At 36.2% G+C, this 13781-nt stretch carries 15 protein-coding genes and 1 tRNA gene; 12 read left to right on the top strand and 4 right to left on the bottom strand.

The genetic code is table 11. The features are described from left to right. The first annotated feature begins 32 nt into the window (after window positions 1-32). The 9 genes from lolA1 (at window position 33) to QLQ96_RS10635 (ending at window position 8155) form a co-directional block, all read left to right on the top strand. Window positions 33-659, top strand: coding sequence for an outer membrane lipoprotein periplasmic chaperone LolA1 (gene lolA1, locus QLQ96_RS10675; protein ID WP_465254288.1), 627 nt, complete (start codon window positions 33-35; stop codon window positions 657-659). 8 nt (window positions 660-667) lie between these two features. After that, window positions 668-2119, top strand: a complete 1452-nt coding sequence (locus tag QLQ96_RS10670) for an LptF/LptG family permease (protein ID WP_482496642.1) — start codon at window positions 668-670, stop codon at window positions 2117-2119. 2 nt (window positions 2120-2121) lie between these two features. After that, window positions 2122-3255, top strand: coding sequence for a 3,4-dihydroxy-2-butanone-4-phosphate synthase (gene ribB / locus QLQ96_RS10665; RefSeq protein ID WP_482496641.1), 1134 nt, complete (start codon window positions 2122-2124; stop codon window positions 3253-3255). A gap of 1 nt (window position 3256) precedes the next feature. Next, window positions 3257-3655: an acyl-CoA thioesterase gene (locus tag QLQ96_RS10660; RefSeq protein WP_482496640.1), complete on the top strand. Its 399-nt coding sequence runs from the start codon at window positions 3257-3259 to the stop codon at window positions 3653-3655. A 150-nt stretch (window positions 3656-3805) separates the two neighbouring features. Continuing rightward, window positions 3806-3893 (top strand) — tRNA-Ser (locus QLQ96_RS10655). Window positions 3894-4155: 262 nt separating this feature from the next. Beyond that, window positions 4156-5379 (top strand): site-specific integrase, encoded by a 1224-nt coding sequence (locus tag QLQ96_RS10650; protein WP_482496639.1) that lies wholly within the window; start codon window positions 4156-4158, stop codon window positions 5377-5379. 108 nt (window positions 5380-5487) lie between these two features. Next, window positions 5488-5805, top strand: a complete 318-nt coding sequence (locus QLQ96_RS10645) for a DUF1016 N-terminal domain-containing protein (RefSeq protein WP_482496951.1) — start codon at window positions 5488-5490, stop codon at window positions 5803-5805. A gap of 137 nt (window positions 5806-5942) precedes the next feature. Then, a complete protein-coding gene (locus QLQ96_RS10640) occupies window positions 5943-6086 on the top strand; it encodes a PDDEXK nuclease domain-containing protein (protein ID WP_482496950.1) in 144 nt (47 codons plus the stop codon). A gap of 230 nt (window positions 6087-6316) precedes the next feature. Then, on the top strand, window positions 6317-8155 hold the full coding sequence (locus QLQ96_RS10635; RefSeq protein ID WP_482496638.1) for a DUF4365 domain-containing protein: 1839 nt from the start codon (window positions 6317-6319) through the stop codon (window positions 8153-8155). A 175-nt stretch (window positions 8156-8330) separates the two neighbouring features. Here QLQ96_RS10635 and QLQ96_RS10630 read toward each other — a convergent pair whose 3' ends face one another. The 4 genes from QLQ96_RS10630 to QLQ96_RS10615 all read right to left on the bottom strand — a co-directional run bounded on the left by QLQ96_RS10630 (window position 8331) and on the right by QLQ96_RS10615 (window position 11948). Continuing rightward, complete coding sequence (locus QLQ96_RS10630; protein ID WP_482496637.1) at window positions 8331-9416, bottom strand: ComEC/Rec2 family competence protein; 1086 nt, start codon at window positions 9414-9416, stop codon at window positions 8331-8333. Window positions 9417-9430: 14 nt separating this feature from the next. Continuing rightward, window positions 9431-10531: a hypothetical protein gene (locus QLQ96_RS10625; RefSeq protein ID WP_482496636.1), complete on the bottom strand. Its 1101-nt coding sequence runs from the start codon at window positions 10529-10531 to the stop codon at window positions 9431-9433. After that, window positions 10528-11655: a caspase family protein gene (locus QLQ96_RS10620; RefSeq protein WP_482496635.1), complete on the bottom strand. Its 1128-nt coding sequence runs from the start codon at window positions 11653-11655 to the stop codon at window positions 10528-10530. The genes QLQ96_RS10625 and QLQ96_RS10620 overlap by 4 nt, the downstream gene beginning before the upstream one ends. A 137-nt stretch (window positions 11656-11792) precedes the next feature. Further along, a complete protein-coding gene (locus QLQ96_RS10615; RefSeq protein ID WP_482496634.1) occupies window positions 11793-11948 on the bottom strand; it encodes a hypothetical protein in 156 nt (51 codons plus the stop codon). A 351-nt stretch (window positions 11949-12299) separates the two neighbouring features. Here QLQ96_RS10615 and QLQ96_RS10610 point away from each other — a divergent pair, with 351 nt between their 5' ends. The 3 genes from QLQ96_RS10610 to QLQ96_RS10600 are packed head-to-tail and all read left to right on the top strand — an operon-like array spanning window position 12300 to window position 13722. Then, complete coding sequence (locus QLQ96_RS10610) at window positions 12300-12542, top strand: hypothetical protein (RefSeq protein WP_482496633.1); 243 nt, start codon at window positions 12300-12302, stop codon at window positions 12540-12542. A gap of 16 nt (window positions 12543-12558) precedes the next feature. Beyond that, entirely contained in the window at window positions 12559-12816 is a 258-nt protein-coding gene (locus QLQ96_RS10605) for a hypothetical protein (RefSeq protein ID WP_482496632.1), read from the top strand. Window positions 12817-12825: 9 nt separating this feature from the next. Beyond that, window positions 12826-13722: a putative phage abortive infection protein gene (locus QLQ96_RS10600; protein ID WP_482496631.1), complete on the top strand. Its 897-nt coding sequence runs from the start codon at window positions 12826-12828 to the stop codon at window positions 13720-13722. The last annotated feature ends 59 nt before the right edge of the window (window positions 13723-13781 follow it).

Genomic DNA, 13781 nt, shown 5'->3' with positions numbered 1-13781 from the left:
CTATCACAAAAATGACTAAAAAGTGTTTTCAAATGGCAGTTATATTGCTTTTGAGCTTCACTTCAATTCAGGCTCAAGATAAAAAAGCGAAAGATTTATTGAACGAAGTAACTTCTAAAATAAAAAGCTACGACAATATTGTTATCGACTTTAAATATTCTTTGAATAATGCCAAAGAAAACATCAATCAAGACAGCAAAGGAAACGTAACCATGAAAGGAAATCAATATGTTTTGAACTTCATGGGCGTTACTAAAATTTTCGACGGTCAAAAAACATACACTATTGTTCCTGAAGACGAAGAAGTTACTATTTCTAAAGTGAATGAGAAAGATGATAACGCTATCACTCCTTCTAAAATGCTTACTTTCTTCAATTCTGGTTACAAATACAATATGGACATTGTTCAGAATGTAAAAGGAAGAAAAATTCAATACATCAAATTAGTTCCTACAAGCGGAAAAGACCAAAGAAAAGAAATTTTGTTAGGCATTGACGTTCAGACAAAACACATCTACAATTTGATTGAAACTGGAAAAAACGGAACAAAAACAACTTTAACCGTTAATTCTTTTAAAACCAATCAGCCATTATCAAAAAATCAATTTACCTTTGTAGCGAGTAAATACCCGAAATACTACATCAATAAATTAGATTAATCAGAAGGTTGAAAATACTAGACAAATACTTATTAAAAACATTCTTAATTACATTTACTACTGTATTTGTAATCTTATTTTTCATATTCATACTTCAAACAGTATGGCTATTTATTTCAGAACTAGCAGGTAAAGATCTCGACTTATTATTGGTCGTGAAATTCCTGCTTTTTTCTATGCCACGAATTATACCGCTAGTTTTGCCATTATCGGTATTATTAGCATCGATTATGACTTTCGGAAATCTAGCCGAAAATTATGAGTTCGCAGCCATGAAATCTTCAGGAATCTCACTGCAAAGAGCAATGAGAGTTTTGATTATTTTTATTTTCGTTTTAAGTATTGTCGCATTTTGGTTTGCAAACAATGTTATTCCTTATGCCGAATATAAATTTGTGAACTTTAGAAAAAATATTGCTCAAGCTAAACCAGCGATGGCTATTGCTGAAGGTCAGTTTAACGATGTCGGCACTTATAACATTAAAGTAAATAAAAAATCTGGCGAAAACGGTAATCACTTAACTGGCGTAACTATTCACGAAAAAGCGAATAATATGGGTGAAAACAAAACCGTAATTAAAGCTAAAACTGGTGAATTAGTAAGCAACGAAAAATCTAGTATTTTAAAACTGGTTTTAAATGATGGTTATTACTATCAGGATGTTACCCCTAAAAAATATGAAGATCGTGCAAAAGTGCCTTTTATAAAAGGAAAATTTAAAAAGCAGATCATCAACATCGACTTATCTGAACTTAACAAAGTAGACGAAAGTAAAGAAAGTATTGCAGGAACAAATGCAATGCTGAATGTTAATGAATTACGTTACACTTTAGACTCATTGAGCAAAAATTTAGATAACGAAATTGTTTCTTTTTCTGAAAACATAAATCAGCGAGTTGGAATTAAAAGATTTGCTAATTCACAAAAAGACATCAAGAAAAAACCGCTTCCTAATGATGTCTTATCTATTTATTCCAATAAAGACAAAGTAGATATTTTTAAAATGGCTGGAAGCAATATCACTAGCAACATCTATTCTATAGAAACTACTCAGAAGGACTTAAAAGAAAAACAGCGAGAAATCAACAAACATTATAATGCGTTATACGAGAAATTCGTTATTGCTTTTGCGTGCTTCTTAATGTTTTTTATTGGAGCTCCGCTTGGTGCTATTATTAGAAAAGGAGGACTTGGACTTCCTATTGTATTCGCAGTTTTAATCTTTATTACTTTCCATTTCATCAATACATTCGGAAAAAGGCTGTCTCAAGAAGGCGGAATGACTCCTTTTATAGGATCATGGATGTCGTCTTTCATCTTGTCGCCACTCGCAGTATTATTAACCTATCGCGCAACAAATGACAATGGATTAATTAATTTTGATGCAATTACAACTCCGATTTCACAACTATTTCAGAAAATCTCTGAGCGGTTTTTATCTGCTCAAAAGCAAAAATAATTATGTCAACAACAAAAATACAACTGAATACCATTGAAGAAGCTATAGAAGACATTCGTCAAGGTAAAGTAATCATTGTAGTCGATGATGAAGATCGCGAAAATGAAGGTGATTTTTTGGCTGCTGCCGAAAAAGTAACACCAGAAATGATCAACTTTATGGCAACTCATGGGCGCGGATTAATCTGTACGCCACTTACAGAAAGCCGTTGCAAGGAATTAGATCTTCGCGCAATGGTGACCAACAATACAGATCATATGGAAACCGCATTTACAGTTTCTGTTGATTTAAAAGGAAATGGTGTTACGACTGGTATTTCTGCCGCTGACAGATCAAAAACAGTTCAATCATTAGTTGATCCCAATACAAAGCCTCATGATTTAGCTCGTCCTGGTCATATTTTTCCTTTAATTGCAAAGCAAGGCGGTGTTCTTAGAAGAACTGGACATACTGAAGCTGCAATTGATTTTGCGCGTCTAGCAGGATTTAAACCTGCAGGTGTAATCTGCGAAATCTTAAATGAAGACGGAACAATGTCGCGTTTGCCAGAATTGATTAAAGTGGCTAAAAAATTCGATTTAAAATTAGTTTCTATCGAAGATTTAGTTGCCTACAGAATGCAGCATGATAGCTTGATTGTTAAAAAAGAAGATTTTGATATTGAAACTCGTTTTGGGATTTTCAGATTAAGAGCTTACGAACAGACTACGAATAAACAAATCCATATTGCTTTAACAAAAGGAACTTGGAATCTTGGTGAGCCTATTTTAACGAGAATTCACTCTTCTCAAGTAAATAATGATTTATTAGGTACGCTGACTAATAATGCTGAACAGCAATTAGACGACATGTTTAAAGTTATTAATGAGAATGGAAAAGGCGCCGTAATCTTCGTTAATCAAGACATGACAGCTGTTAATCTTTTAAACAGAATTTCTGAACTTAAATCATTACAAGCAACCGGAACTTTAAAAGCTCCAAAAGTTATTATTGATAGTAAGGATTATGGTATTGGAGCTCAAATTCTTCATGATTTAGATATTTCTAAAATTAGATTGGTTTCGAATACAGAGCAAACAAAACGAGTTGGTATGATTGGATACGGACTTGAAATAACAGAATACGTTAATTATTAATATGGGAACAATAGAAGAAAGAATTCAAAAATCAGAAACTCGAATTTTTAAAGCAGTTTTCCCTAGCACAACCAATCATTACGATACTTTATTTGGAGGGACAGCATTACATCTAATGGATGAAGTTGCTTTTATCTGTGCTACGCGTTTCAGCCGTAAAAAAGTTGTAACAATTTCTACAGGACAAATTGACTTTAAAAAAGCAATTCCAGCAGGAACATTAATCGAATTAGTAGCAAAAGTAGACAGTGTTGGAAAAACAAGTTGCAAAATTCATGTCGATATTTTTATGGAACAAATGTATTCTGAGCTTCGCGAAACAGTAGTTTCAGGAACTTTTTCATTTGTTGCTGTTGATGAAAACAAAAAACCAACACCAATTTCAGACGATTTGGATTAATTTTTGAAAAAATATCATTTTCGGAAATACTGATAATAAGACACTTGAGAATTATTTTAAAAAACTTCAAAAAAAAGTCCAAAAAAAGTTTTCAGAACCGAAAAACCGTCTTATATTTGCACCCGCAATCAACAATGAGAGCGACATACTGGAGAAATGGCAGAGCGGTCGAATGCGGCAGTCTTGAAAACTGTTGACTGTAACAGGTCCGGGGGTTCGAATCCCTCTTTCTCCGCCAGTAGAAGTTTCAGAAGAAACTTTAAAAGTCAAAAGCCTTTAAACACTAGTGTTTAAAGGCTTTTTCGTTTTTACACACTTTTCAAAAAGCACATGTTTTATCAAAGAATGGTTACCCTATTAGTTACCCTATCTTTTTTTGAATCTTTTTTCTCAAAAAAGGGTAACTAAAAAGAAAGAATTCCCCGGGAATTCCCTGCTGTCACTAGGCTCTCTTAAAATTTTTAATTCAATTTGATTATTAATTTTAAAAACTAGATAACATGTTAAAAGTAATTTTTTACCAGAAATCCGACAGAGCAAACAAGAACGGCGAATCTCCGATCTATGCCCGTTTTAGCTACAATGACAAACAAATTTCCATGTCAACCGGACAAAGCATTTCAAAAGAAAGATGGGCCAGCACTAATAACCTTAGAAACCAGCTTAAAATTGAAAAGGAAATAGTAATCAAAAACCTGCTTGATCTTTTCCATCTCAATGCAGCCAAAAAATTTACTGAACTCTTCAGAATCGATCCAGAGGTTGACCTTCAATTATTAAAAGCTGAACTCACAGGAAAAGCCAAAATCGACCAGCCTGAGGGCCCAACCATAATTCAGATTATGGATACATACAATGAATTCTTCACCAAAAGAGTAGATACTGGAGAGCGCGCATCTGCTTCACTGCAGAAGTACAAAAGGGCAAAAGACCTGCTTTTGAGTTTCATCTCTAGCAACTATAAGAAGGAAGATATGCCAGCGTCTGGAATATCAAGCTCGTTTGTGTTCAAACTTGAGCAATATCTTAAATATGAGAGCAGTTTTAAAGATCAGACAGGCATCAAAAACAATTCTGTAGTAAAATATATGAAAATGTACAAAACTGCCTGCAATTACGCCATCAAGATGGATTTAATCATAAAAAATCCATTCAACATTTATGACGGCAGGCTGAGTGTAAAAGATGCTGTTTTCCTGACACAGCAGGAACTGAACACAATTGAGAATAAAATATTTCCAACGCCACGTCTGGAAAAAGTTAAGGATATATTTCTCTTTAGCTGCTACACAGGATACGCACCTGTTGATGCCCTGGAGCTGACTGAAAGAAATTTATCCGAAGATTCTACCGGAAATTTATGGATTATGACCAGCAGAGCTAAAACTGCCATCAGAGCTAATGTTCCGGTACTGCCTACCGTTGAGAAAATTATTTCTAAATATAAAAACCAGCAGAAAGGTCTTATTCCGAAAATTTCTAATCAGAAAATGAATGCCTACCTTAAGGAAATCGCTGATGTGTGTAGCATAAATAAACACCTTACTTGGTATGTTGCCAGACACACCTTTGCCACCACCGTAACCTTAGGAAACGGAGTAAGACTGGAAAATGTATCTGCGATGATGGGGCATACCAATACTAAACAAACTCAGCATTATGCAAAAGTTTTAGATGTTAACATAATGGAAGACATGGAGAAACTGAAATCTAAATTCAGATAAAATACTTTAATCAACTACGCCTAACTATTAAATTTAAAAAAAATGCTTCAAAACCAATCCTTAATTCCTTATATAAAAGCAATAATTTAGACTTCAAAAGAGCGTGCAATTAGAGCTGTCGATAATGAAAGAACTGCGATACACTTATCCATCGGAAAGCGCATTTTTGAGGAAGAACAAAAGGGGAAAGAAAGAGCTTATTACAGAAGTTACTTAATCAAATATCTTGCAAAGCAGTTGCAACCTGAATATGGCAGCGGCTGTTCATGCCGACAGTTAAATACGTACCTACAGTCTTACAGGACTTTTCCAATTGTGTCTACACTGTGGACACAATTGAGCTGGAGCCAGTACAAATTACTATTAGCAATTTATAATCAAAGCAAAAGAGAATTTTACATTGCAGAAACAGTAAAAAATAATTAGACAGTTCGCCAGCTGGAGCGCCAGATAAACAGCAGTTTATTTGAACGACTCCTAATAAGCAGTGATCAAGAAAGTATACTGACAGTCGCACAAAATGAAAAACTACCTTCAGATGTCCGAGAAACTACAAAGGATCCATTTATTTAGAATTCTTAGGCTTAAAACGCGAAGCTGCATACTATGAAAAAGATCTGAAAAAGGCAATTATCACTCATCTTCAGGGATTCTTATTAGAAATTGGAAATGGATTCTCATTTATCCACCTCTTACTTTACCACTAAATTACTAATTATAGAATGTAATCTCAAAAATAAATCTTTAAACGCTCATTAGATGCCTTATTATAAAACCGTACTATTCACCATTAAAACCAATCCCATTACATAAAGAAGTGCAGCAACTCCAACTACCTTTTAGATACTCTTAGCTTCTTATGAATGTTGAAACATTTCTTTTTTCATTAGAAAATTTCCTACCATTTTATTTAACTTTACTATCAAATCCTCGTATTATGGTATTCAATAATTTTGAAGATGCTGACCTTCCAAAAGCAAACCCAAATGAAAGCCTTGAAACAATTTCCGCTAATATGTTCAGATCACTGTTTCCTGTTGAAAAGTTTGAGATCAGGGCTGAAACATACAGGGACAAAGGAATTGATTTCCATATTGAACTCAAAAAAGAAGTGGCCTCCGGCGACCTTCGGTACACCAATTACAGATCAGCGATACAGTTAAAAGCAACCAATACGATCCGGCCATCAGCTGACGGAAGCTTCGGCATACAGATTTTCTCTTCAAATATTACCTATCTGCTAAATAACGCCATGCCAGCTTATTATGTCTTTTATCACCATCCCACCAAGTCTTTTTACTATGAAAATGTCAAAAATTTTGTGTTGCAGCTGCAGCACAAAAACCCGCAGTGGCATAATAAAGAAAAACATAAAATCCATTTCAAAAAGACACTGGATCAGCAGGCAATTGAGGGAATTTACCAAGAAATATATACCAGCGGCAATATCCTGAAAAGAATCAATCAGCGCCTTAAATTTAATACTGCCCAGCAAAACCCCCAAAGACTGCTCATTGATGCTGATCATGAGATCTACAGTGTCTCGGAAAACATAGAATTTATTGACCAGTTTGGGGCAGATCTGGTAAATAGGCATTATTTTAATACAGTCATAGAAATTGAGAAAAGAAGCTGGCCGCGCAACAATGCAACGCCCCGCTTTTATCTTTTCTGCGGCATTGCGTATTTTCAGCGGGGAAATCTTTACAGGGCTTTGGAACTGCTGAACGAGGCAAAGAAACACTCCGCAGAGTTCGACCTCCAGGGCCAGGCTATTATTGCGCACACCATATTAAGCGCCAGATATCTCCTGGACATGATAACCAAGGAAGTATACGATTTGGAAATGAAAAAAATAAACAGTCTTGAACAGGCAGGATCATTTTTTCAAATTGAAAAAGCTTTTGAAGAACTTTCATTAAACAAGACAAAACCCGCTGTTTCCATAAGGGAGTTTTACGATTCAATGACGAAGATCATTGAAAATGAAAAAAGCGGTGTTATACGTGTTGTGGCCTATAATAAAATTGTTGATGCCGAATCTGTAGTTCTCTTCCATGATCTGGCAATGAATTTTGCCTATTTTATCGGCCGCGTAAAACAGCCGCTTCAAAGCAGGGCGTACAGGGAATGGCTGGAACTCGAAAAAAAATTTGTGGAAAGACTTAATGGCATTGCCGCATACGCCGATAAATGCGGCAATCATATAGGTGTTGGGAACCTGACGCTGACATCCATAAAATGGAATTATCAAAAAGCTTTTCACCACCATTATTTAACGTGCTGGAAAGGCAGAAGTTTTGACCTGCTGCAGTCTGTTGATGAGAAGATGGTGCAGATGCTGGAAAAATTATGCAGCTCGCTTGATCAGCTGGCCCAATTATACGAAGCGATGGAATATAAGGAAAATATGATTTCAAGCATGGTCCTTAAATTTGAGATTCTTCATTTCTCAAGACATTACCAGGCCGCCCAGCTCATGAAAGAAAAAATATTGGAGGTCATAAATCTGTACGGATTCGAAGGATTAAAAAAAGAATATGAACCTGTCTTTAGCAGCGGCACCCCGCATGAAGAATTTATCAGAAGATATACCCTTCATATGAACAGCATTCAGGATTTTATGGCAAAAAATAAGATTGACTGCTACCGGATGCTTAGTGACCAGCAGATGGATTCTAAAACAGAGTGGTCTATAAAAGACTTTTTTAAGCTTGACTTTTCCATCCTTCCGGAAATGGGTCCAGACCAGAATAGCAATAGCAAAGGTTCCTAAATTCAAAACCGACTATTTCTGATTTTTGATTATTACAAAAATCATTTTTTCGTCGAATTATAATAACCCGAATTTCATACAGCCCCGTCAGACTTGAACATTAAAACAGCAATAATCATGCATCTGAAAGTTCAAATCTGAGAGTTTGATAAACTGCTGGGGCCTATAATCTTTTTTAGTCCTTAGGAAATAATTCTATCAGGGTGTTGCTGCCGTTTTCAGAAAATTCAGTTTTGTAATTATATCTGCTTTTCAGACTCTCTTTATTCCACATTGAATTGAAACTAGTTGTATAGTTAAAAATTATTTCCTTCTGATTTTTATCAGAAATAATTATCTGTGCGATGGCTTCAGCATGAGGATGCTTGTATCTGCTGCCATCAGTTGAAACAAGAAATCTGGGGCTGGAAATCTTTTTTAGAAAATCAGGTCCGGTATTACTGTGGCTCCCATGATGTGAAACTTTTACCAAATCAAATTCATGAACTTCTTTTTTCAATTTATCTAATGATTCAATTAATACTGAAGGGTGGGCATCTGCGCAAAAAAGTACTGATTTTCCGCAATATTCCGCTTTGAAGGCAATGCTGCTTCCATTTCCTTCCTTTCTATCTTCTTTAAAAGGATGGGCCGCAAGCGCTTTGACATTAGGAAGGCCTGCACCAAAACTTTCAGTATCATCCGCTTCGTCTTTAGTGTCCATATTATATCCAAAACCTGCTTTCAATCCATGTTCTTCCAGTTCTTTCTCCCATACAGGGCGCAGAAGGCGGAGCTTTTCATTCGTTGGTGATAAAAGGGTTAATTTCATCCCCCCGTCCAATATTACAGCCGGCAGCTCTCCATTATCAGGAACTACAACCGCTTCTCCATTAAATTCAGTGTTCCACTTGAGCGAATGCCTAAGTATTGCCGCTGTCAGACGCTCACCCTGTCCCGGGCCGAAACTTTCGGTATCGTCGCTGGGAAGATGCAGATAGCCGTTATACCAGATGGATTTGATTTTGAAAGGCAGGGTCTCCTCTTCAAGAATGGATAAAATTCCTTCTATATGATCCTTGTCGATATGCGTTACCACAAGCAGTTCCAATTCTTTATCTTGCTCTGGAAGAAGACTGAAGATTTTTTTGATGGAAGCCTTTGTCCCGCCTGTCCCGCCATCTATGAGAATACGGTGTAATTTCTTTTCGTCTCCATATTCAACAAGAAGACAATCGCCAAATGTGGCAGGAAGCGCATTAACATTGAAAACATTTTTCATACTACTTTTTTTATTTATAATTTCTGTCTGCTTCGCAAAACCGTAAATGCACTGGAAGGATCAGCACAGGAAAGCCAGTTTCGAACTTCCTTATACGCATCGGCAATTTCCTCCTCCTTATCGTTTATATAGTGTAGCCTCATTAAACCTTCATGCAGCAGCTTTAAACCGTCTGTAAACTGAGGAATACCCCTGTAATAAGCTTTCAGCAGATATTTCCGGACTTCATCAAGATCGGGATTCAGCCCGCGCATCAACTGAGTTGCATGTATAATGCATCCGTCTGGAAGCCAGTCAAACCAATCTGCAAGATTTTTCGGCCAGTGGTGCAGATTTTCCATTGAATTGGTACGCAGAAGAAAATAGCCACCTAAGGAAGCGTAGGAAGGGTTTTCAATTTTATCGTAAAGAAGCTTTTCCGCAAAATTAATATGTTCAAAAAGACTTTTTGCTTTTTCCACTTCCCCAGCTGAAAGCATTCTTAAGAGTGTTTCGGTCTCTTTTGATTCAAGCTCGATTGTGAAGCAGAGTTCATGAGTTGATTGTATGCCGCGGTTTTTAGAAGCAACAACAATCAAATGCTCATTTATAGGAAGTTTAACAAGGAAATTGATAGTGCCATATTTCAGATAAAATCTGGAATTGGGCTTATCATCAGTATTAATTTGATACGCCTGGTTTATATTTCCCTCATTGAAAATGCTTACCGGAAAAATATTTAAAAATTTTTCACCAATTAAAAATTCATCTATAAATTTCTCATCATAGTTAAATTTTCCATCATAGGGATACGGAAAATACATTAAATTCTTTATTTCAAGCAGTTCTCGTCCATGTGTTTTAATTTTATATCTTTCTTCATTTTCAATGCCTTCATTTTCAATATTTACAATAATATTTGGCTCTTTGCCAGCAGTAAAGCTTCTCAGATATTTTACTCCTCTGAGATCAGTAACCCTCACAGCATATACTCCTTCCTGTACAGGAATATTATATTCAGCTGCCGAAATCCATTCAGTTGCCACAATGTTTAGATTGGAATCCAGAATCTCCAATTGTTTTAATTCCCGATCATTTTGGAAATTCATACGAATATTTACGGAAGACATGCTCATTTTATAGGAAGTTTCGTTTGCATTAAAGGCGGTTCAACCGGATAATAATCTACATGATTTGAGAATGACGCGTCACTGAAATCAGCACTTATTCTATACATTCCGGCCATGGCTGGAAATATCCAGGGCTCAGGACGCGGCACTCTGCTGAACTCTTCCAGCGTATCAAGATTATTGCACGATAAACCTGCAGCAGAATGCGCCTCATCAGGAGAGCATGTTATATTTATCCAAGCCATTGGAGCATCCGGGTGATGAAGCAGGTCAGTGCTGTCACTATACGAAGTGCTGCATTTCTCAATGCCGTCATTTCCGGGGTTTTCTATACCCATAAGAGTATTCATCTGCCCGCAGATCCCCTCGGTTGAAACAACCCAGCCCTTGTTTTTCTTTTTTGATATGCCGCCGTTAAGCGCTTTAATAAGTGATCTCGTGTAATGCGAGACACTATCCTTTTTACCCTGGGCTCTCTTATTCCTGGCAACGGAATGCTGGGTAAGATCATAGAGACAGTTTGTCTGGACATGCGAAGGAGGATCCAAAGGAAGTGCTGCTAATCTATTGAACAGCATATCTTCTGTAAGACCTCTGCAGGAATCAATAAAAAACAACTGCGTTTTTGCCTGACAGGACTGAAAACCCACCCTTGTTTCCGTAAAACAAAAAGCTCCAGCAAAGGGTTTTAGGGTAGATTTAGCGAAGTCCTCTGCTAAGAGGTAGTGCATGGAATCTTTCTCATATCCATGGCCGCAGAAAAAGAAAAAAGCAACATTATCCGGATTTTCACTGCAGCGTTCTTTCCACTTTTCGTATTCCTGCTGAATATTATCAATTGTCGCAGGAATTATATCCTCCCCCGGAAACACCTCTTTTCCAGCGGGAGCCTTGGATAATAATATTTGGACACTTCCCAATGGTGTTATCCATTTTTGAGTTTCATCCAGCTCTTTTATGCATTTGTATAAAGCCTCGACAGACACAGGAGGTGAGGTCAGCTGTTCAAGATCCTTTGCGACATCAAACTTCTGATCAATAGGCTGCATTCCTTCTTTAAGATATCTGTAGCCTCCGATCCCTATTAACAGCACGTGCATTTTAGGCCCTTCGGTCTTATTCTCAAACATTAAGCTCATATTTTTTGGTGAATAGTTTTAAAAAATCTTGATAAAATAAAACCAAAATAAAGAGAATTAAAAGAAAAACCGCAGGTATTTACACCTGTTTTTGACAAATGTTGAAAACTAAAAAATGAGAACCCTGCCTAAAATCTTGATTCAAAAGGCTTAATTTCCCAGCTGCTGTTTCCTTCATTTAAAACAGCACATAATATTTTGCTGCCATCCGTACGCACATTCACCAGTCCATAAACAAATTTGTCTCCCACACGCATCCTGAGCTGTGGTTTTGTCCTCTGCATTAAGCCCTCCCGATTTAGTCCGTTTATTAGGATACTGTACTGCTAGCAGGCATCCAAATCTTTTCTCACTCCGTTGTTGTATCTCTTTTTTAATTGTGAAAGATCTATATTAATTTGCATTTTAATATAACCAAATATAATCTTTTTTTTAACTGAGTATAATATTATGCCCCCAAAGTAAATTATCGTCCTTCGCGATATGCTCCGCCATTGCATGAAATGGTCTGATTAAAAAAATATCAAGTTCAACTACTAAAATCAGGTGTTTTTACGTAGTAATTTGTGTACTATAAACTTGATTTTTGCAGTACACAAAATCATTAATAATGGTATAACCATTTAATAGAATCTATGACAAAAACATACAGTTTCTCAGAAAACAAAAAAGATGGGGAGCATCATATCTTTGAAAGAGAGCTCAATTCTACTCTGCCTTATCCAGAATCCTCAAATTCAATTTGCCAAAAATATGAAAATAAAGACAATGATTGGATTAAAACCTGTCTTGATGAAAAGCAGGCAAGGCTTAAAGCTGCGGAACTGGGCCGACTGGTATGCGCTACCTGCGTGAGCGACCTTTACACCACTTACTAATCTCAACTAAAAACAAATGGATATAGCTTACAATTTTGAAAAAAGCAAAGACACCGATGAGATACACATCTTCCAAGGCACCTATTCAAAGCTAAAAGTAACCTACAGGCAGGACACTAAAAGCATATGCAAAAAAAAAGATGCCGTTAAGGCAGAAAGAATTCCAGATACAGAATGCCTTAATGAAAGCCAGGCAAGATACACGGCCGCTCATTTGGGAAGAACCGTCTGCGGGAAATGTGTAAAGAGTCTGTATAAAACCGAAAAGGATTAACTTTTATCTATGGAAGACAACAAACAAAAAAACAGTATTTTTCAGCTTTCCAAAAAGGAAAAAATATGGATGGGCGGCTTGGGGCTTATACTTGTTTCAGTGCCCATACTTTTTTTTCAGTTTGCTGCGCAACCCTCTGCCAGCGGAGATGCCATAGGAGGAACTACTGCACCTTTTTTAAGCTTTTTTGGATCCGTTTTAGTTTATATGGCACTTAAAGCACAGATAAATGCTAACACTATTATTACCGATCAGTTTTCGTTGCAGCAGCAGAAAGAAAACATTCAAAACTTTGAAAATTCATTTTTCAACCTAATAAATTTTCATCTCAACATAGTCAACAGCATTGAAAAGACCTACATTAGAAGTGAAGTTAGTCCCATCAGCAAGATATACAACTCTGACAATAAAACGGAATTTATTGCAAAAGGAAAGCAGGTTTTTGAAATCGAATACGAGCAATTTAGCGACTTAATTGAGGAGTCCTACTATCAGAAAAAAAGATATCTTAAAGAATTTGAACCTGGGTATTTTGAAGCAAATGAAACGCGGTATTCTTATTTTAGAAAAGCTTATACTGCGCATTACCGCGACGAGATCGATAACCAATTTGGAAATTATTTCAGAAACCTTTACAGGCTTATTAAAATAATTGATCAATACGATTTTAAAATAAAAGACCCCGAGCAGGATCATCAAAAAAGATATTTTTATACCTCTATCGTCCGTGCGCAATTTTCCGATTATGAATTAAAATGGCTATTTTTAGACGGTCTGTCTGAATTCGGCGTAAAATTCAAACCTCTCTTAGAAAAGTATGCCCTTCTAAAAAATATTAACAAACATGATGACGACTTAAAAAATTATTTTAAGTATTATGAAAACAAAAAAGTCTTCGGTGAATAAAATAAATAGTTATCAAATGAACTAAACAGTATAATAATTTAGAAATATTAATTAGATAG

The organism is Flavobacterium sp. B167r, from assembly GCF_056824315.1.
This window is presented reverse-complemented; position numbering and strand designations above follow the sequence as displayed.

What these genes read in the sequence shown, in the direction of transcription:
- lolA1 (WP_465254288.1), top strand. Translation starts at nt 33, where the DNA reads ATGGCAGTTATATTGCTTTTGAGCTTCACTTCAATTCAGGCTCAAGAT.
- ribB (WP_482496641.1), top strand. Translation starts at nt 2,122, where the DNA reads ATGTCAACAACAAAAATACAACTGAATACCATTGAAGAAGCTATAGAA.
- QLQ96_RS10660 (WP_482496640.1), top strand. Translation starts at nt 3,257, where the DNA reads ATGGGAACAATAGAAGAAAGAATTCAAAAATCAGAAACTCGAATTTTT.
- QLQ96_RS10650 (WP_482496639.1), top strand. Translation starts at nt 4,156, where the DNA reads ATGTTAAAAGTAATTTTTTACCAGAAATCCGACAGAGCAAACAAGAAC.
- QLQ96_RS10635 (WP_482496638.1), top strand. Translation starts at nt 6,317, where the DNA reads ATGGTATTCAATAATTTTGAAGATGCTGACCTTCCAAAAGCAAACCCA.
- QLQ96_RS10630 (WP_482496637.1), bottom strand. Translation starts at nt 9,416, where the DNA reads ATGAAAAATGTTTTCAATGTTAATGCGCTTCCTGCCACATTTGGCGAT.
- QLQ96_RS10625 (WP_482496636.1), bottom strand. Translation starts at nt 10,531, where the DNA reads ATGAGCATGTCTTCCGTAAATATTCGTATGAATTTCCAAAATGATCGG.
- QLQ96_RS10620 (WP_482496635.1), bottom strand. Translation starts at nt 11,655, where the DNA reads ATGTTTGAGAATAAGACCGAAGGGCCTAAAATGCACGTGCTGTTAATA.
- QLQ96_RS10615 (WP_482496634.1), bottom strand. Translation starts at nt 11,948, where the DNA reads ATGCAGAGGACAAAACCACAGCTCAGGATGCGTGTGGGAGACAAATTT.
- QLQ96_RS10610 (WP_482496633.1), top strand. Translation starts at nt 12,300, where the DNA reads ATGACAAAAACATACAGTTTCTCAGAAAACAAAAAAGATGGGGAGCAT.
- QLQ96_RS10605 (WP_482496632.1), top strand. Translation starts at nt 12,559, where the DNA reads ATGGATATAGCTTACAATTTTGAAAAAAGCAAAGACACCGATGAGATA.
- QLQ96_RS10600 (WP_482496631.1), top strand. Translation starts at nt 12,826, where the DNA reads ATGGAAGACAACAAACAAAAAAACAGTATTTTTCAGCTTTCCAAAAAG.